The following is an 18,130-nucleotide window of genomic DNA, read 5'->3' as shown; positions in this document are numbered from 1 at the left end:
CTAGTCCGCGAACGGCCGGCAGCTGAGCGATTCGTCGAGCAGCAGCGCGCGTGCGCGTGCCAGCTCGTCCTTGTGCAGCAGATCGATCGGGAAGGCGGCGTGGCGCGCGCGCTGCGCGAACTCCGCGTCGAGCACACCGCCTTCGCCGAGCTGCGCGAGCGAGCGCCGCGTGTCGAACGCGCACGACTTCACCACCAGCAGGCGCTCGGCATGCAGGCGCTGCGCCAGCCACAGCGCGAGGCTGTCGGCGCTCACGCCCCAGTTCGTGAGTTCGTCGGGCCGGCTGCGCAGCAGGTCGAGCGGCAGCCACAGCGCCGTCTGGCCACCCTTCAGCACGCGGCGCAGCGGCTGCTCGCCGGCGGCGGCCTGCAGCGCCGGGCACAGGCCCTGCAGCATCAGCGCGGTCTGCGCCATGCCGAGCACCGCCATGTTGTGCGCCACCAGGTCGTCGAACTGCCAGTGCGACTGCGCGTCGCGCACCTGGTCGGCGAAGGCGCCCCCACCCGGCACCACGATCACGCGGCCACCGCCCAGCTCGGCCAGCAGGTCCAGCCACTGCGGCAGCGACGCGTCCTGGTTCAGGCTGCCGCCGAGCTTGACGACCCACATCAGACGCTCTCCCGCGCCCGCAGCAGCGCGACCGCCGCGCTGGGGGCGCCCACCTGGGCCCGCCGCTGCAGCGCCGCGTCGGCCTGCGGCCGGTCGCCGAGCAGCAGCGACGCGACGCTGCGGCAGGGCCGCCCGATGCGCCGCGCCAGCGCCTCGGCCAGGAAGTCGCCGCAGCCGGCGGAGACCAGCGGCGCCGAGGTCGCGATCGGCGCTGCGAGGAGCACGCGTTCGAGCTGGCCCTGCAGTTCGTCGAGCTGCAGTTCGCGCCACGCCTTCGCGAAGGCGAGCCAGTCGGACTCGTCGGCATCGCGCGCGTCGAGGCCGATCATGCGCGCCAGCCGACGGCGGGTCGCGGCAGCGTCCTTGCCTGCGCCGTCGGCGGCCGGATGGAGGTCGTGCGCCGGATCGAGCTCGCCGGTGAGCCGGTACACATCGGCCGTGGTCGCGAAGAACTCGTTCATCACGTTCGATGCCCGGCCGCGGAACACGACCCGCGGGGCCAGCGCACACAGCGGCGTGCGCACCACGCCCTGGTAGACCAGTTCGCCACTCTGCAGCCGGGCCGCGTCGCTGCGGCCCTGCGCGCGCACTGCACCGCGCCGCAGCGCGATCAGGTCGGTGGTGGTGCTGCCGATGTCGACCAGCACGCCCTCGCCCAGCGCCTGCGCCGCCAGCGCGGCGGTCGCCCACCAGTTGGCCGAGGCGATGGCCTGCCACTGCGCAGCCACGTCGGCCGGCGCACACCAGCCGCGCTCGCCGGCGTAGAAGCGCAGCGGGCCGCGGAGTGCGGCGCCCAGCGCCGCGGCCAGCGCCACGACGCCGGCCTCGCGGTGCTCGAACAGGTCGACCATCTCGCCGGTCATCGTGATCGCGTGCACGGCACCGCCGGCCTGCGGCCAGCGCGCCTGCACCTCGGCGAGCGCCGCGTGCAGGCGGTCGAGCCCCTGCCACAGCGGGCAGGCCCATTGCGCCACGTCGCGCAGCACGCCGTGCTCGACCAGGCTGGCCTTGACGTGCGCGCCGCCGATGTCCCAGCCGATCACGACACGCTCAGGCATCGACCGGCTCCTCGTGCAGCGCCAGGATCTGGGCCGCCAGCGGGCGCCCGAGCGCGGCGGACAGGCCCACGAAGGCGCAGGTCAGGCGCGGGTTGACCTCGATCACCACCGGCCCGCGCTGCGCGTGCCAGACCAGGTCGATGCCGGCGAAGCCGCGCAGGCCGGGGATCGCCCGCGCCACCGCCTGCGCGGTGCGGACCAGCACCGGTGCGCGCGCGTCGTCGAGCGCCAGCGCGTTGATCAGCACGCCGTCATCGCGCAGCCGGCCATCCTCCGAGATGGCGATGCGCTGGCGGTTGATGCTGAGCAGTTCGGCCGCGCCGTCGCGGCACAGCAGCGACAGGCTCAGCGGCTCGCCGTCGACCCAGGGCTCGAGCGTGGCCGACGCGCCGCGCGCGCGGCGCTGCTGCAGGTCGGCCTGCGCCGCGGCGCGCTGCGCGTGACGCCGGGTGTCCTGCGTGCCGGCGCCGTCGCCCGGCTTCACCACCCACTGCCGCGCGCCGGCATCGAAGGCCAGCGGCGTGGCCAGGCCGCGCGCCGCCAGGTGCGCCAGCGTCGCGCGCTTGCTGCTGCACAGCCGGATCGCGGCGCGGTCGCTGCCGATCCAGCGCGCCGGCTCCACCGCCTCGGCCAACTGCAGCAGCAGGCCGGCGCTCTCGGGGGCCGTGACCCACACGCGGTCGTGCGCCGCTGCCTCGCGCCGCAGGAAACCCAGCGGCGTGTCGCCGGGCCGCGGCCGCCGCGCAGCGCCCGGCGCGCCCGGCAGCGGCGCCACGCCGGCACCGCAGGCATAGCGCACGCCCGGGCCGGCCAGCTCGTCCAGCAGCGCGGCCCGCATGGCCAGGCCGGCGTCCAGCAGCTCGCCGCGCCCGGCGGCGTCGACGTGGCCGGGCACGGCATCGAGGCCACCGCCGCTGAGATACTCGTAGACGAAGAGCGTCTGGGTCATCCTATGCACATCATTCCGGTCATCGACCTGCTGGACGGCCAGGTGGTCCGCGCGGTGCGCGGTGAGCGCCAGCATTACCGGCCGATCGAATCGGCGCTGTGCGGCAGCGCCGATCCGCGGGTCGCGGCCCGGCGGCTATGCGAACACTGTGCCACCGATACGCTGTACCTCGCCGACTTGAACGCCCTGCAGGGCCGGCCGCCCCAGATCGAGTGGCTGCGCACGCTGCTGCAGGACCGGCCGGCCCTGCAGCTCTGGCTCGACGCCGGCTTCAGCGGCCCGGACGACGCCGCCCGCCTGCTGGCCCGGCTGGCGCTGGCGGCGGCGGCGCGCGTCACGCCGGTCTACGGCAGCGAATCGCTGCGCTCGCGCGAGGCGCTGGCCGCCTGCTTCGCGCCACCGTCGCGCGCCCTGCTCTCGCTGGACCATCGCCAGGGCGCTCCGCTCGACCCGGCCGGCGTGTGGGAGCTGCCGGCGCAGTGGCCGCGGCGCCTGATCGTGATGACGCTGTCGCGCGTGGGCAGCGACGGTGGCCCCGACCTCGACACGCTGGCCGCGGTGCGCGCGCGGGCGCCGCAGGCGCAGCTGATCGGCGCCGGCGGTGTGCGCGATGCGGCCGACCTGGCCGCCGCCGCCGCGGCCGGCGCGCGCGCCTGGCTGGTGGCGTCGGCGCTGCACGACGGGCGCCTGCCGGCCGCGACCGGCGCACCGGGCGACGGCACAGACTGTGGCGCTTGTGGCGGCGCCGGCCACACAGTGTCGCGGGCCGGTGTGGATGCGGCCGTGCTGCCGCGCGGCCCCGCCCGTGGCACATGCTTTGCGTGAAAGCGCGCCGATGATGGATCCCGTGAACGCCCCGGCCCCCCGCCCCTGGACCAGCCCGTTTTGTGCGCTGCTGAACGACGACCTGCAACTGGCGCAGCAGGACGGCCGGTTCTCGCTGAGCGGCCCGGGCTGCGAACGCGCGCAGCGCGCGCTGGCGCACTTCCGGCCGGAGCGCTCGACCGCCACGCCGAGCATCGCCGGGCAACCCGCCACGCTGGACGACGCCATCGAGCAGGCCGCGCAGCGGCTGGCCGCCAGCCGCCAGCCGCTGTTCGGCGGGCTCGCGACCGATGTGGACGGCGCGCGTGCGCTCTATCCGCTGGCCTGCACCACCGGCGCCATTTATGACGCCGCCGGCGGCGCCGCCCAGCTGCACACGCTGCGCGCGCTGCAGGACCGCGGAGCCTTCACCACCACGCTGGCCGAGGTGCGCAACCGCGCCGACCTGATCGTCTGCGTCGGCGCGTCGCCGCGCGAGAACTTCCCGGGCCTGTGGCGCCGCGTGGGCATCGGCGAGCCGCTGGTCGCGCAGCGCGAGATCGTCTTCCTCTGCGGCGCCACCGAACCCGCGCTCGACGGCCTGGCCGGCGTCACGCAGCGCAGCGTCGCGCTGAGCGGCGACCTGTTCGACAGCGTGGCGCAGCTCGCCGCGCTGGTGGACGGCCGGCGCGTGCCGCGCGCGGCCCCGGCGCTGGCCGAACTGGCAGCGCAGCTGCACGCCGCGCGCTACGCGGTCGTCGTGTGGGAATCGTCGCAGTTGCCCGAGCACGGGGCGCTGATCGCCGAGGCGCTGAACCGCCTGGTGAGCACGCTCAACCAGCGCTCGCGCGCCGCGCTGCTGCCACTCAGCGGCAAGGACGGCCTGCAGACGGTGAACTACGTCTTCACCTGGCTGTCGGGCCTGCCGCTGCGCAGCCGCGCCGGCCCGCTGGGGCTGGAGCACGAGCCGCTGCGCTTCGATGCGAAGCGCCTGCTGGCCGAGGGCAGCGTCGATGCGCTGCTGTGGGTGTCGGCCTTCGGTCCGGAGCCGGCGGCCCCGAGCGCTCCGATACCGACGGTGGTGCTGGGCCATCCGGCGCAGCGGGCCGGCGCCGGCGGCGATGCGGTGTTCATCCCGGTGTCGACGCCGGGCATGGGCTCGGCAGGCCATCTGTTCCGCTTCGACGGCGGCGTGGCGCTGCCGCTGGAGGCGGTATACGACGACGGGCTGCCGACGGTGGCCCAGGTGCTGCAGCGGCTGAATGCGCGCGTGCGGGCGCTGCGCCACGGGAGCACGGCATGAGCGCCACCCTGCGACTGCGCGGCGGCCGCGTCATCGACCCGGCCAACGGTGTCGACGCGGTGCGCGACATCGGCGTGCGCGACGGCCGCATCGTCGAGCTGCATCCCAAGGAAGCGGTGGGCGAGGACATCGACGCCAGCGGCTGCGTGGTGATGGCCGGCGGCATCGACATGCACACGCACATCGGCGGCGGCAAGGTCAACCTCGCGCGCATGCTGCTGCCGGAGGACCACCGCCTCAACCGCGACCCGATCGCGTTGCCGACCAACCCGCTGGAGCTCGCCTCCTGCGGCCACTGCACGCCCGGCACGCTGGCCACCGGCTACCGCTACGCCGAGATGGGCTACACGGCGGCCTTCGAGCCGGCGATGATGCATTCGAACGCGCGCCATGCGCACATGGAGATGGGCGACACGCCCATCCTCGACCACGGCGCCTACGTGATGCTCGGCAACGACGAGCTGTTCCTGCAGATGCTGGCCGAGGGCCGCGACTTCCAGCAGATCCGCGACTACGCCGGCTGGACCCTCCACGCCGCGAAGGCGATGGGCGTGAAGGTGGTGAACCCGGGCGGCATCTCGGCCTTCAAGTTCAACCAGCGCAAGCTCGACGTCGACGAGGAGCACGCCCACTGGCGCGTGACGCCGCGCACGATCGTGCACACGCTGGCGCGCGCGCTGCACGAGCTGGGCGTGCCGCACCCGCTGCACATCCACGGCAGCAACCTCGGCGTGGCCGGCAACATCGAATCCACGCTCGCGACCATCGATGCGCTGGAAGGCCTGCCGGCGCACCTGACGCACATCCAGTTCCACGCCTACGGCACCGAGGGCCCGAAGAAGTTCTCGTCGGCCGCGCAGCGCCTCGCCGATGCGGTGAATGCGAATCCGAACGTGAGCATCGACGTCGGGCAGATCATGTTCGGCCAGACCGTCACCGCGTCGGGCGACACGATGCGCCAGCACGCCAACGCCGGCTTCGCGAACCCGCGCAAGTGGATCGGCGCCGACATCGAGTGCGACGCCGGCTGCGGCGTGGTGCCGTTCAAGTACCGCGAGCAGAGTTTCGTGAACGCGCTGCAGTGGGCGATCGGGCTGGAGATCTTCCTGCTGGTCAAGGACCCGTGGCGCGTGGTGCTGACCACCGACCACCCGAACGGCGCGCCGTTCACCAGCTACCCGCACCTGATCCGGCTGCTGACGGACAAGAGTTTCCGCGACGAGCAGTTCGCCAAGCTCCACCCCGACGTGGTGGCGCAGTCGGCGCTGGGCTCGATCACGCGCGAGCTGACGCTGAACGAGGTGGCCATCATGACGCGCGCGGGTCCGGCAAAGCTGCTGGGCCTGAAGGACCGCGGCCAGCTCGGCAACGGCGCGGCGGCCGACATCGCCGTCTACCGCGAGCACGCGAACCGCGAGACGATGTTCACCGCGCCGGAGCATGTGTTCAAGGACGGCGTGCGCGTGGCGCGGGCCGGCGTCATCACCGCCACGCCGACCGGCGGCACGCACTTCGTCGAGCCGGCCTTCGACCGCGGCATCGAGAAGCTGCTGGCGCCCTACACCGAGAAGCACCTGAGCGTGAGCCTGCGCAACGCCGTGATCGGCCACGACGAACTGTGCCGGTGCTGCAACGGCGGGCGGCTGCTGCCGACCGCCTGCTTCCCGACGACTGCGAACTGACGCGATGGAACTCAACGGCATCGTCATCGACGACAGCTTCGCCGAAGCCTTTCCGATGAAGGGCACGCGGCTCGTCATCACCGCCCACAACCTCGAGTGGGCGCGCCATGCGGCCGTGGCCACCACCGGCTTCGCCACCTCGGTGATCGCCTGCGGCTGCGAGGCCGGCATCGAGCGCGAGCTGGCGCCCGAGGAGACGCCCGACGGGCGGCCCGGCATCGCGATCCTGATCTTCTCGATGAGCGGTCGCGAGCTGGCCAAGCAGGTCGAGAAGCGCGTCGGCCAGTGCGTGCTGACCTGCCCGACCACCGCGGTCTACGCCGGGCTGTTCGAGGGCGACGCGATCGCGCTGGGCAAGAACCTGCGCTTCTTCGGCGACGGCTGGCAGACCAGCAAGGTGATCGGTGGACAGCGCTACTGGCGCGTGCCGGTGATGGACGGCGAGTTCGTCGCGCAGGAAACCACCTGGGTCACGACGCAGGCGGTCGGCGGCGGCAACCTGCTGCTGCTGGCGACCGACACCGCGGCGGCGCTGGCGGCCGCGGAGGCAGCGGTGGCCGCGATGAAGCGGCTGCCCAACATCGTGATGCCCTTCCCCGGCGGCGTGGTGCGCTCGGGCTCCAAGGTCGGCAGCAAGTACCCGACGCTCGGCGCGTCGACCAACGACGCCTACTGCCCCAGTCTGCGCGAGCTGGCGGCGAAGAGCGAGCTCGGCCCCGACATCGGCAGCGTGATGGAGATCGTGATCGACGGACTGACCGACGCCGACGTGGCGGCTGCGATGCGCACCGGCCTGAAGACCCTGATCGAGCGCGGCGCCGCGTCGGGCCTGAAGCGCATCGGCGCGGGCAACTACGGCGGCAAGCTCGGGCCCTTCCTCTACCACCTGCACAAGCTGGTGCCGGGCGGCGCGGAGGGGCGGTCATGAGCCCGGCGCACGGCCGCCCGAAGCCGGGCGACATCCCCGCGGGGGATCGTGAGCGGCCGGCGGCCGTGAGCGAGGGGCGGTCATGAGCGGCTGGACCCTCACGCTGAAGCAGGTGCCCGCGTTGCGCCTGGACCTGCGCGCGCTGTCGCCCAAGGCCCTGGCCGAACTCTCGGCCGATGCGGTGGCGAAGTTCGGCGTGTGGCATGGCAACGAGTCGATCGCGCTGGGCGAGGTGTTCACGATCGCGCCCCGGCCCGACGCCGAGCTGCACCTCGTCGGCGACCTGGGTCGCGCCGATCGCATCGGCTGGCAGCTCGCCGCCGGCCGCATCCACGTGGACGGCCCGGCCGGCGACTACCTCGGCGCCGGCATGAGCGGTGGCGAGATCGTCACGCGCGGCGCGGCCGGCCTGCTGGCGGCCTGCGAAATGTCGGGCGGCCGGCTGGAGATCGGCGGCAACGTCGGCGACCATGCCGCCAGCGCCCTGCCGGGCAGCCTGGACGGCATGCGCGGCGGCACGCTGCTCGTGCGCGGCTCGGCCGGGGCGCGCTTCGGCGACCGCATGCGGCGCGGCAGCGCGCTGGTGTTCGGCGACGCCGGTGACTTCCTCGCCTCGCGCATGGTGGCCGGGACGATCGCGGTGGCCGGCCGCATCGGCGCGCACGCCGGCTACGGCATGCGCCGCGGCAGCGTGGTCTGCGCCGGCACGGCGCCGGCGATCCCGCCCACCTTCGTGGCCAACGACGCCAACATCGCCGTGTTCTGGCAGCTGCTGGCGCGCGACCTGGCGCGCCATGGTGGCGCCTTCTCTGCCCTGCCGGCACGGCGCGTGCAACGGCATCTCGGCGACCTCGCCGCCGGCGGCAAGGGCGAACTGCTGCTGTGCGACTGAGCGCGCCGCGCGCCGGCCCGCTGCCGCGCCAGTGCTGGCAGACTCGACCGCGGCGTCGCCTGCCGCCTGCCTTCCCGTTCCGCTGTTCCTCTTTCGTTCACCCACTCGAGACCCTGCCATGAGCAAGACCTACACCTTCCACGCCGGCGAAGCCACCGTGCTGGCCGCCGACGGCCAGTTCACCGACGCGATGCCCGAGATCCTGATCGGCCGCACCGACGGCCCGGTGGGCGCCGCGTTCGCCAACATGATGGCGCAGAGCAAGGGCCACACCGCGATGTTCGCGATCCGCGCCTGCAACCAGATGGTCCGCCCGGCGACCATCACGGTGCCGAAGGTCACGTTGAAGGACAGCGCCAACATCGACCTGTTCGGCGGCGTGGTGCAGGCGGCCACCGCCGACGCGGTGATCGACTGCGTGATCGAGGGCATCATCCCCAAGGACGTGGCCAACGAGCTGTGCATCGTGAGCCTGGTGTGGATCGACCCGCGCTGCGCCAAGGACCCGAACCTCGACAAGAAGGACATGTACCGCACCAACTACGAGGCCACCAAGCTGGCCATCCGCCGTGCGCTGAACAACGAGCCGTCGATCGACGAGCTGATCGCGAACCGGCACACAATCAAGCACGACATGGACGACTGGTCGTGAAAATGACCACCCCTGCTGCGGCTGCGCCGCTCCCCCTCGAGGGGGCGACGCTGGCGGGCCGGCGGAGCCGGTCCCGCGGCGTCCGCGCGGTGGGCCGGGGCGTGCCGCGTGCTGCGCGCTTTGGCGGCGTTGTTGAATGAATGAGTGCGCGTGACGCTGACCGAGTGCGGATGAGCGACGACGTGGCCGCCTTTGCGCTGCTGGACGACCGCTCGGCGACGGGCGAGCGGCCGAGCAGCCGGCTCTACACGGGCCATGTGCGCACGCACCGCTGCGAGGACCCGGCCGCGCTCGATGCGGTGTGGCGTGCGGTCGAGGCCGACCAGCGCGCGGGCCTGCACGCGGTGTTGCTGGTCGACTACGAGTGGGGTGCCAAGCTGCTGCAGGCCGGCCGCCGCGCCGGCGACGAGCGCGCCGCGCTGCGCGTGCTCCTGTTCCGTGAGCTGCAGCATCTGTCGGCCGACGAGGCCGGGCGCTGGCTGGCGCGGGTGGAGGGCGTGGCGGAGCCCGGCCCGGCCGGTTCGCTGGACGTGCAGGCGAGCGTCGACCGCGAGGCCTTTCACGCCGCGATCGGCCGCATCCACGAGGCCATCCGCGCCGGCGAGACCTACCAGGTCAACTACACCTACCGGCTGGACTTCCAGGCCCACGGCGCGCCGGTCGCGCTCTACCGCCGGCTGCGTGCGCGCCAGCCGGTGCCCTACGGCGCGTTCATCGCGCTGCCGGCCGACGAGGCGGCGGCGAGCGGCATCACGCACGTGCTGTCGTGCTCGCCGGAACTGTTCGTCCGCCATGCGCAGGGCCGGCTCGTCGCCAAGCCGATGAAGGGCACCGCCCCGCGCCGTGCCGTGCTCGAAGGCGACAGCGAGACCGCCCGGCTGCTGAGCCTGGACACCAAGAACCGCGCCGAGAACCTGATGATCGTCGACCTGCTGCGCAACGACCTCGGTCGCATCGCCCGCACCGGCTCGGTGAAGGTGCCGGAGCTGTTCGAGGTGGAGTCGCACGCCACCGTGTTCCAGATGACCTCGACCGTGCGTGCCGAGCTGGCGGCCGACACCGACCTGCCGGCGGTGCTGCGCGCGGTGTTTCCGTGCGGCTCGATCACCGGCGCACCCAAGCACCACACGATGGCGCTGATCGCCGGGCTGGAGAGCACGCCGCGCGGCCTGTACTGCGGCGCCATCGGCTGGGTGGATGCGCCACCCGCTGCGCCTGCGGCGCCGGGCGCAGCCTGCGGCGACTTCTGCCTGTCGGTGGCGATCCGCACGCTGACGCTCGGCCCCGACCGCGACGGCCTGCGCGCAGGCCGGCTGGGCATCGGCGCCGGCATCGTGCTCGACAGCGAGGCCGAGGACGAATACGGGGAATGCCAGCTGAAGGGGCGTTTCCTGACCGGCCTCGATCCGGGCTTCTCGATCTTCGAGACCCTGCACGCGACGCGCGAGCAGGGCGTGCGCCATCTCGACCGCCACCTCGCGCGCCTGCAGCGCAGTGCCACTGCGCTGGGTTTTCGCTGGGACGAGATCGAGCTGCGCGAGGCGCTGCAGGAGCAGGTCGGCCGGCTGCCGGCCGGCACGCCGAGCCGGCTGCGCATGGCGCTCGACCGCGCCGGCCGCTTCGAATTCGCGGGCGCGCCGCTGGCCGCACTGCCTGCCGGCCCGGTGACGCTGCGCCTCGAGCCCGTGCCGTTGCCCGAGCCGCGTCCGCTGGCCGGCCACAAGACCACGCTGCGCACCGCCTACGACGCCGGCGTGCGGGCCGCCGAGGCCGCCGGCGCGTTCGACAGCCTGTTCTTCACCGCCGACGGCCGGCTGGTCGAGGGTGGTCGCAGCAACGTGTTCCTGCAGCTCGACGGCCGCTGGTGGACGCCGCCGCTCGCCGACGGCGCGCTGCCCGGCGTGATGCGCGGCCTGCTGCTCGAGGACCCGGCCTGGGCTGCCGCGGAGCGCCCGCTGACGCGCGCCGACCTGGCGCGGGCCGAGGCCGTGGTCGTGTGCAACGCGCTGCGCGGCGCCGTGCCGGCGCGGTTGGCGCCATGAAGCTCGCGCTGTTCGATCTCGACCACACACTGCTGCCCTACGACAGCGGCATGGAGTGGACCCGCTTCCTCGTCGCGCGCGGTGTCGTGGAGGCGGAGCAGGAAGCCGACTACCTGGCGCACTGCAAGGCCTATGTCGAGGGCCGGCTCGACATCGCGGCCCTGCATCGTTCGATGTTCGCGCCGCTGAAACGGCTCACGCGCGCCGAGCTGTCGCACTGGCTCGACGAGTTCGAGACCGAGGTGTCGACGCGGCTGCCCTACGCCGCCCGCGTGCTGGTGGCGCGCCACCTGGGCGTGGGCGACCTGTGCTGCGTGGTCACGGCCACGTCGCGGCTCATCGCCGAGCGCTTTGCTCGCGCCTTCCGCATCGAGCACGTGCTCGCCACCGAATCGGCGGTCGACAGCCATGGCGTGCCGACCGGCGAGATCGTCGGGGCGCCCTGCCACGGCACCCACAAGCTCGACAAGGTGAAGGCCTGGCTCGACAGCCAGGGCCGGCCGCTGGCCCGGCTCGAACACAGCTGGTTCTACAGCGACTCGGCCAGCGACCTGCCGCTGCTGCGCGCCGTGCGCTACCCGGTCGCGGTGCGCCCCGACGCCTCGCTGCGGGGGATCGCGCAGTTCGAGGGCTGGCCGATCGAGATGCTGGGGGGCTGAGGGCGGCCGCGGCCGCCGCTCACCGGCGCGTCATTCGCGTTCGATGACGGCGAAGGCCGAGTGGTTGTGGATCGACTCGAAGTTCTCGACCTCGACGCGGTAGCGCCCGATACGGCCGTCGGCGTTGAGCCGCAGCGCCACGTCGCGCACCAGGTCCTCGACGAACTTGGGGTTCTCGTAGGCGCGCTCGGTGATCCACTTCTCGTCGGGGCGCTTGAGCAGGCCCCAGATCTCGCTCGACGCCGAGGCCTCGGCGAAGCGCACCAGGGCTTCGAAGCCGAGCTCGCCGCGGACCTCGGCGCGGATGGTGACGTGCGAGCGCTGGTTGTGCGCGCCGTAGTCGGAGATTTCCTTCGAGCACGGGCACAGGCTCTTGACCGGCACCACCACCTCGCACCACACCGTCGTGCCGACGCCGGCGCGGCGCTCGGCGATCCAGGCGCCCTGGTAGTCGAGCAGGCTGGACACGCCGGACACCGGCGCGTGCTTGCGGATGAAGAACGGGAAGCGTGCCTCGATGCGCCCCTCGACCGCATGCAGCTTGTCGAGCATCACCGCGAGTTCGTCCCGCAGCGCGGTGGCGTCGAGCGGCTTGCCGGAGGCGCTGAGGGCGTCGAGCCAGGCGACGAAGCGCGACATGTGGGTGCCCTTCTGCTCGGCCGGCAGCGCCACGTCGAGGCTCCAGCTCGCCACGGTGGGCGAGAGCTGCTCGCCGACGCGCACGGTGAGCGGATAGCGCACTTCCTTGACGCCGACGCGCTGGATCGCCAGATGGCGTTCGTCGCGCTCGCTCTGCGTGTCGGGGATGTGCTGCGTCAGGCCGAGGGCAGAGGCGTGGGTCATGTCGTTCATGGGCGTCGCGCCGGCCGGCGTGTGCGGCTTGGGGCGTTGAATTCGTTCGCGAGCATGACAGTTTGTATCAGACGCAGCTGTTGCAAGGGCGACAGGGGCCTTGTCGCCTCGATGGCGGCGATAGCCGTCAGCCGTTGATCGCCGGCCGCACCAGCTCGAGCTTGGCGCCGAAGCGCTTGAGGATGCTCTGCTCGATGCCGGCGGCGTCCAGGCCCAGCTGCGCCAGCAGCTTGGCGGGGTCGCCGTGTTCCACGAACTCGTCGGGCAGGCCCAGCGTGAGCACCGGCAGGTTGACGCCGGCGGCCTGCAGCGCCTCGAGCACGGCGCTGCCGGCGCCGCCCTGCAGGCAGCCCTCTTCCACCGTGACCAGGGCCTCGTGGCTGCGCGCCAGGCTCAACACCAGCTCGGTGTCCAGCGGCTTGATGAAGCGCATGTTGGCCACCGTCGCATCGAGCTTCTCAGCCGCGGCCAGCGCCGGATAGAGCAAGGTACCGAAGGCCAGGATCGCGATCCGGCGGCCGCCGCCGCGCGCCTCGCGGCGCAGTTCGCCGCGGCCCCAGGGCAGCGCGGTCAGTTCAGGCTGGAGGGCCACGCCGACGCCCGCGCCGCGCGGATAGCGGACGGCCACCGGGTGTTGCTGCTCGAAGGCCGCGGTCAGCGCCTGGCGGCATTCGTTCTCGTCGGCCGGCGCGATCAGGCTCAGATTGGGCACGCAGCGGACGTAGGCGATGTCATAGGCACCCGCGTGCGTGGCGCCGTCGGCGCCGACGATGCCCGCCCGATCGAGCGCAAAGACGACGGGCAGGTTCTGGATCGCGACGTCGTGGATCAGCTGGTCGTAGCCGCGCTGCAGGAAGGTGGAATAGATCGCCACCACCGGCTTCAGCCCTTCACAGGCCAGGCCGGCGGCGAAGGTCACGGCATGCTGCTCGGCGATGCCGACGTCGAAGTAGCGGTCCGGGAAGCGCTGCTCGAACTCCACCATGCCGGAGCCCTCGCGCATGGCCGGCGTGATGCCCACCAGGCGCGTGTCCTTCGCCGCCATGTCGCACAGCCACTGGCCGAACACCTGGGTGAAGGTGGGCTTGCCGGGAGCCGCCTTCTTCAGGCCTTCGGCCGGGTTGAACTTGCCCGGGCCGTGATAGGCCACCGGGTCGGCCTCGGCCAGCTTGTAGCCGTAGCCCTTCTTCGTGACCACGTGCAGGAACTGCGGGCCCTTGCGGTCGCGCAGGTTCTCCAGCGTCGGGATCAGCGAGTCGAGGTCGTGGCCGTCGATCGGGCCGACGTAGGTGAAGCCGAATTCCTCGAAGATGGTGCTGGGCACGATCATGCCCTTGGCGTGCTCCTCGAAACGGCGCGCCAGCTCGAGCAGTGGCGGCGCGTTCTTCAGCACGCTCTTGGCGCCCTGGCGTGCGGCACTGTAGAAGCGCCCGGACATCAGCCGCGCGAAGTAGCGGTTCAGCGCGCCCACCGGCGGCGAGATCGACATGTCGTTGTCGTTCAGCACCACCAGCATGTTGGCGCCGGACACGCCGGCGTTGTTGAGCGCCTCGAAGGCCATGCCGGCGGTCATGGCGCCGTCGCCGATGATCGCGACCGAACGGCGATCCTCGCCCTTGATCTTGGCCGCCAGCGCCATGCCGAGCGCGGCGGAGATGGAGGTCGACGAGTGCGCCGTGCCGAAGGTGTCGTACTCGCTCTCGTCGCGGCGCGGGAAGCCGCTGATGCCACCGAGCTGGCGCAGGCCGGCCATGCGGTCACGACGGCCGGTCAGGATCTTGTGCGGATAGGTCTGGTGGCCCACATCCCACACCAGCCGGTCCTGCGGCGTGTTGAAGACGTGGTGCAGCGCGATCGTCAGCTCCACCGTGCCGAGGTTGCTCGACAGGTGGCCGCCGGTCTGCGACACGCTGGTCAGCACGTGGTCGCGCAGTTCCTGCGCCAGTTGCTTGAGCTCGGCGCGCGACAGGCCGCGCAGGTCGGCCGGCTGGTCGATGGTGGACAGCAAGGGATAGGACTTCATGGACGGTTCAGCAATCGCGCTCGACGACCTTGTCGGCCAGCACGCTGAGCCAGGCCGCGTCGGGCAGGCCGCTGCGGGCCAGCGCCGCCTGGGCCTGCTCGCGAAGCGTCTCGGCCCGGCGCTTCGCCGCGCCCAGGCCGAGCACGGTCACGTAGGTGGGCTTGTTCTGGTCGGCGTCCTTGCCGGCGGTCTTGCCGAGCGTGGCGGAGGCCTGGGTGACGTCGAGGATGTCGTCGACCACCTGGAAGGCCAGGCCGAGCGCCGCGCCGTACTCGGCCAGCGCCAGCCGGGCCTGCGGGCTCGCATCGCCGCAGGTCGCGCCCATCAGGACGCTGGCCTGCAGCAGCGCGCCGGTCTTGCGGCGGTGCATGTCGCACAGCGCGTGTTCGTCGAGCGGCCGGCCGATGCTGGCCAGGTCGATCGCCTGCCCGCCGGCCATGCCGTCCTGGCCGGCCGCACGGGCCAGCAGTCCGCACAGGCGGGCCTGCAGCGCCAGCGGCACGCTCTCGTCCTCGGGGGTCAGCACCTCGAAGGCCAGGGCCTGCATCGCGTCGCCGGCCAGCATGGCCTGCGCCTGCCCGAACTTCACGTGCACGGTGGGCTTGCCGCGGCGCAGCACGTCGTCGTCCATGCAGGGCATGTCGTCGTGGATCAGCGAGTAGGCGTGGATCAGTTCCACCGAGCAGGCGGCCCGCAGGGCGGCCTCGCTGTCGGTCGCACCGACGGCCTCGGCCGCCGACAGCACCAGCAGCGGACGCAGGCGCTTGCCGCCGTCGAGCACGCCGTAGCGCATGGCGTCGCCCAGGCCGGCCGGCGCCAGCGCCGGCACCCAGCGCTCCAGCGCCGCCTCGACCTGCTCGAGGCGGTCGCGCGACCAGGCGTCGAATTCGTCGCGCTTCATGCCGCCGTGGTCCAGGGCTTGAGTTCGCCGGCCTCGAGCACCTGCACCTGCTGCTCCACCGCTTCGAGGCGTCCGCGGCAGTAGCCGAGCAGGACCGCGCCGCGGCGGTAGCTGTCGAGCAGGCGATCGAGCGGCAACTGGCCGGCCTCCATGGCCGCGACCAGTTGTTCGAGCTCCGCCAGCGCCGCCTCGTAGCTGGCGGGTTCGGCGTCAGGAATCGAGGGGCTGGGCCCGCTGGCGTGTGCTTGCTTGGCCATGTGATCGCGTCAAAACCTGATTGTAGTCAGCCGGGCGTCAAGCCATGCCGGGGTGCGTGAGCATTTGTGAGGCGCCCCCACAGGCTCCACCGCGCAATGGCCCTAGGGATTGCGGCCATCGGACCGCGCCAGGCCCGGCTCCCGGAGCAGAGACCGATAGAATCCCCTCTCCCCCCTGCAGCACGCAGGTGCCCCTGCCGTCGCCGTGACGGCGTGGCGCCCAAGCCGTCACCGACGGCCGGCACCGGATATCGGAGACCCCTCGGATCATGTCCGACCTGAGCATCACCCGCGAAGTCCTCGGGCGCAGCCGCGCGCAGCTGCCCGTGTCGAGCTATTTCGACGAGGATCTGTACCGCCGCGAGGAGGAGCTCATCATCCGACCTGGCCCGCGTTACCTCGGGCATGCGCTCTCGGTGCCCGAGGTCGGCGACCACCATGCGCTGCTGCAGGAAGGCGAAGGCCGGGCGCTGGTGCGCACGCCCCAGGGCATCGAGCTGATCTCCAACGTCTGCCGCCATCGCCAGGCGGTGATGCTGCGCGGACGCGGCAACACGAAGAACCACATCGTCTGCCCGCTGCACCGCTGGACCTACGACCTGTCGGGCCAGCTCGTCGGCGCGCCGCACTTCCCCGACGATCCCTGCCTGCACCTGAACAATTACCCGGTGCAGCAGTGGAACGGGCTGCTGTTCGAGGCGCCGCGGGAGGTGAGCGGCCAGCGGGTCGGTCGCGACGTGCACGCCGACCTGGCCGGCCTCGCGCTGCCACCGGAGTTCGACTTCTCGGGTTATGTGTTCGACCGTGTGCACCTGCACCAGTGTGACTACAACTGGAAGACCTTCATCGAGGTCTACCTCGAGGACTACCACGTCGGCCCCTTCCACCCCGGGCTCGGCAACTTCGTCGCCTGCGACGACCTGCGCTGGCAGATGGGGCCCGAGTACTCGCTGCAGACCGTGGGCGTGGCGCAACATGCCGGCGAGGCACTCGGCAAGCCGGGCTCCGATGTGTATGGCCGCTGGCACCAGGCGCTGCTGAACTACCGCCGCGACGCCCATGACAGCGCGCCGCCGAAGCACGGCGCGATCTGGCTGACCTACCACCCGACGGTGATGCTGGAGTGGTACCCGCATGTGCTGGTGGTCTCGACGCTGGTCCCGCAGGGGCCGCGCAAGACGCTCAACGTGGTCGAGTTCTTCTATCCCGAGGAGATCGCCGCGTTCGAGCGCGAGTTCGTCGAGGCGCAGCAGGCGGCCTACATGGAGACCTGCGTGGAGGACGACGAGATCGCGCTGCGCATGGACGCCGGGCGCGAGGCGCTGTGGCGGCGCGGCGACGACGAGTTCGGCCCCTACCAGAGCCCGATGGAAGACGGCATGCAGCACTTCCACGAGTGGTACCGGCGGCGCATCGCGCTGCCGCGCTGACCGCCGCGCCGCCCCAGGGCCGCCCGGCGCGGCCCGCCTTCCGGTTCCGGACCCGCGCAATGCCTGCCTCCTTGTTGATGATGCTCGCCACGCTGCTGTTCGCGGCGATGAGCGTGTGCGTCAAGTACGCCTCGGCGCACTACGGCACCGGCGAGATCGTGTTCTACCGCGGGCTCATCGGCGCGCTGTCGATGGCGGCGCTGCTGCACCGGCGCGGCGACAGCGTGCGCACGCCGGTGCCGGCGATGCACTTCTGGCGCAGCGCCAGCGGCGTCACTGCACTCAGCCTGTGGTTCTATTCGATCGCCGGCCTGCCGCTGGCGACCGCGATGACGCTGAACTACATGTCCTCGGTGTGGATGGCGCTGTTCCTGATCGGCGGCGCGATCATGCTCGGCGGCGTGCGCACCGACGGCCGGCTGATCGCGACCGTGCTGGTCGGCTTCATCGGCGTGGCATTGATCCTGCGGCCGACGATGGAGCGCGACCAGCTCTGGTACGGCCTGATGGGGCTGCTGTCGGGCCTGCTGTCGGCGGTGGCCTACCTGCAGGTCACCGCGCTCGGCCGGGCCGGCGAACCGGAGCCGCGGGTGGTGTTCTATTTCTCGGTCGGCGGCATGGCCGCCGGCCTGCTGACGGCGCTGCCCACCGGCGGCTTCACCGCCCACACCGATGCCTTCGCCGCGTTGATGCTGCTGGCCGTGGGCGGGTTCGCCACCGCGGCCCAGCTGCTGATGACGCGCGCCTATGCCACCGGGCGGCCGCTGGTGAACGCGAGCCTGCAGTACCTCGGCATCGTCTACTCCTTCGTGTTCGGCGCGCTGCTGTTCGACGACCCGATCACGCCGATGGCGCTGGGCGGCATGGCGCTGGTGGTGGCCGCTGGCATCGCCGCCACGCAGCTGCGCAACCGCGCGGCACCGCGCGATGCAGTGCAATCGACCCTGGAGACGTGAACCACCCCCGTTGCGCCTTCGGCGCTCCCCCTCCAGGGGGGCGAGCCCGGACACACAAGCTCCGGTGGAGCTTGTGTGCCTGGCGAGCGGCCGAGCCACTGGCTCGGCGCGGCCTGCAAGGCACGCTGGCGGC

Annotated in this window: 17 protein-coding genes; 10 read left to right on the top strand and 7 right to left on the bottom strand. The window is 72.4% G+C overall.

The annotated features are described in order from the left end of the window. Genes C1M51_RS15140 through C1M51_RS15130 form a run of 3 tightly spaced genes read right to left on the bottom strand, consistent with a single transcriptional unit; the run spans window position 1 to window position 2,616 of the window. Window positions 1–609 (bottom strand): aspartate kinase, encoded by a 609-nt coding sequence (locus tag C1M51_RS15140; RefSeq protein ID WP_129451065.1) that lies wholly within the window; start codon window positions 607–609, stop codon window positions 1–3. After that, entirely contained in the window at window positions 609–1,667 is a 1,059-nt protein-coding gene (locus C1M51_RS15135; RefSeq protein WP_129451062.1) for a hydantoinase/oxoprolinase family protein, read from the bottom strand. The genes C1M51_RS15140 and C1M51_RS15135 overlap by 1 nt, the downstream gene beginning before the upstream one ends. Next, on the bottom strand, window positions 1,660–2,616 hold the full coding sequence (locus tag C1M51_RS15130; protein WP_129451059.1) for an ATP-grasp domain-containing protein: 957 nt from the start codon (window positions 2,614–2,616) through the stop codon (window positions 1,660–1,662). The genes C1M51_RS15135 and C1M51_RS15130 overlap by 8 nt, the downstream gene beginning before the upstream one ends. Window positions 2,617–2,619: 3 nt before the next feature. On the opposite strand from C1M51_RS15130, the gene C1M51_RS15125 reads away from it, so the two are divergent. The 8 genes from C1M51_RS15125 (at window position 2,620) to C1M51_RS15090 (ending at window position 11,578) form a co-directional block, all read left to right on the top strand. Further along, on the top strand, window positions 2,620–3,441 hold the full coding sequence (locus tag C1M51_RS15125; RefSeq protein ID WP_129451056.1) for a HisA/HisF-related TIM barrel protein: 822 nt from the start codon (window positions 2,620–2,622) through the stop codon (window positions 3,439–3,441). A gap of 13 nt (window positions 3,442–3,454) precedes the next feature. After that, window positions 3,455–4,723, top strand: a complete 1,269-nt coding sequence (locus tag C1M51_RS15120) for a formylmethanofuran dehydrogenase (RefSeq protein WP_242500055.1) — start codon at window positions 3,455–3,457, stop codon at window positions 4,721–4,723. After that, a complete protein-coding gene (locus C1M51_RS15115; RefSeq protein ID WP_129451051.1) occupies window positions 4,720–6,405 on the top strand; it encodes a formylmethanofuran dehydrogenase subunit A in 1,686 nt (561 codons plus the stop codon). The genes C1M51_RS15120 and C1M51_RS15115 overlap by 4 nt, the downstream gene beginning before the upstream one ends. Window positions 6,406–6,409: 4 nt before the next feature. Continuing rightward, window positions 6,410–7,333 (top strand): formylmethanofuran--tetrahydromethanopterin N-formyltransferase, encoded by a 924-nt coding sequence (fhcD, locus tag C1M51_RS15110; RefSeq protein WP_129451048.1) that lies wholly within the window; start codon window positions 6,410–6,412, stop codon window positions 7,331–7,333. A gap of 82 nt (window positions 7,334–7,415) precedes the next feature. Continuing rightward, window positions 7,416–8,225: a formylmethanofuran dehydrogenase subunit C gene (locus tag C1M51_RS15105; protein ID WP_129451045.1), complete on the top strand. Its 810-nt coding sequence runs from the start codon at window positions 7,416–7,418 to the stop codon at window positions 8,223–8,225. Window positions 8,226–8,343: 118 nt separating this feature from the next. Next, window positions 8,344–8,877, top strand: coding sequence for a formaldehyde-activating enzyme (gene fae, locus C1M51_RS15100; protein ID WP_129451043.1), 534 nt, complete (start codon window positions 8,344–8,346; stop codon window positions 8,875–8,877). Window positions 8,878–9,047: 170 nt separating this feature from the next. Next, entirely contained in the window at window positions 9,048–10,919 is a 1,872-nt protein-coding gene (locus tag C1M51_RS15095) for a chorismate-binding protein (protein ID WP_207207760.1), read from the top strand. Next, window positions 10,916–11,578 (top strand): HAD family phosphatase, encoded by a 663-nt coding sequence (locus tag C1M51_RS15090; protein ID WP_129451040.1) that lies wholly within the window; start codon window positions 10,916–10,918, stop codon window positions 11,576–11,578. The genes C1M51_RS15095 and C1M51_RS15090 overlap by 4 nt, the downstream gene beginning before the upstream one ends. Before the next feature lie 30 nt (window positions 11,579–11,608). Here the strand turns inward: C1M51_RS15090 and folE2 are convergent, their stop codons facing one another. From folE2 to C1M51_RS15070, 4 genes are all read right to left on the bottom strand, one after another. Continuing rightward, complete coding sequence (gene folE2 / locus C1M51_RS15085; protein WP_129451037.1) at window positions 11,609–12,430, bottom strand: GTP cyclohydrolase FolE2; 822 nt, start codon at window positions 12,428–12,430, stop codon at window positions 11,609–11,611. A 127-nt stretch (window positions 12,431–12,557) separates the two neighbouring features. Beyond that, window positions 12,558–14,453 (bottom strand): 1-deoxy-D-xylulose-5-phosphate synthase, encoded by a 1,896-nt coding sequence (gene dxs, locus C1M51_RS15080; protein ID WP_129451035.1) that lies wholly within the window; start codon window positions 14,451–14,453, stop codon window positions 12,558–12,560. A gap of 7 nt (window positions 14,454–14,460) precedes the next feature. Beyond that, window positions 14,461–15,354 carry a polyprenyl synthetase family protein gene (locus C1M51_RS15075; protein ID WP_129451032.1) on the bottom strand — a complete coding sequence of 298 codons (894 nt, stop codon included), beginning with the start codon at window positions 15,352–15,354 and terminating at the stop codon, window positions 14,461–14,463. Then, window positions 15,351–15,611: an exodeoxyribonuclease VII small subunit gene (locus C1M51_RS15070; RefSeq protein WP_129451030.1), complete on the bottom strand. Its 261-nt coding sequence runs from the start codon at window positions 15,609–15,611 to the stop codon at window positions 15,351–15,353. Before C1M51_RS15070 ends, C1M51_RS15075 begins: the two co-directional genes overlap by 4 nt. A gap of 269 nt (window positions 15,612–15,880) precedes the next feature. On the opposite strand from C1M51_RS15070, the gene C1M51_RS15065 reads away from it, so the two are divergent. After that, entirely contained in the window at window positions 15,881–17,041 is a 1,161-nt protein-coding gene (locus tag C1M51_RS15065) for an aromatic ring-hydroxylating dioxygenase subunit alpha (RefSeq protein ID WP_129451027.1), read from the top strand. A gap of 59 nt (window positions 17,042–17,100) precedes the next feature. Beyond that, a complete protein-coding gene (locus C1M51_RS15060) occupies window positions 17,101–17,997 on the top strand; it encodes a DMT family transporter (RefSeq protein WP_129451025.1) in 897 nt (298 codons plus the stop codon). The last annotated feature ends 133 nt before the right edge of the window (window positions 17,998–18,130 follow it).

This window comes from Methylibium sp. Pch-M, from assembly GCF_004136295.1.
Lineage (GTDB): Bacteria > Pseudomonadota > Gammaproteobacteria > Burkholderiales > Burkholderiaceae_C > Methylibium > Methylibium petroleiphilum.
Note: the sequence above shows the minus strand (reverse complement) of the source record. Positions and strands in the feature narration are given on the sequence as shown.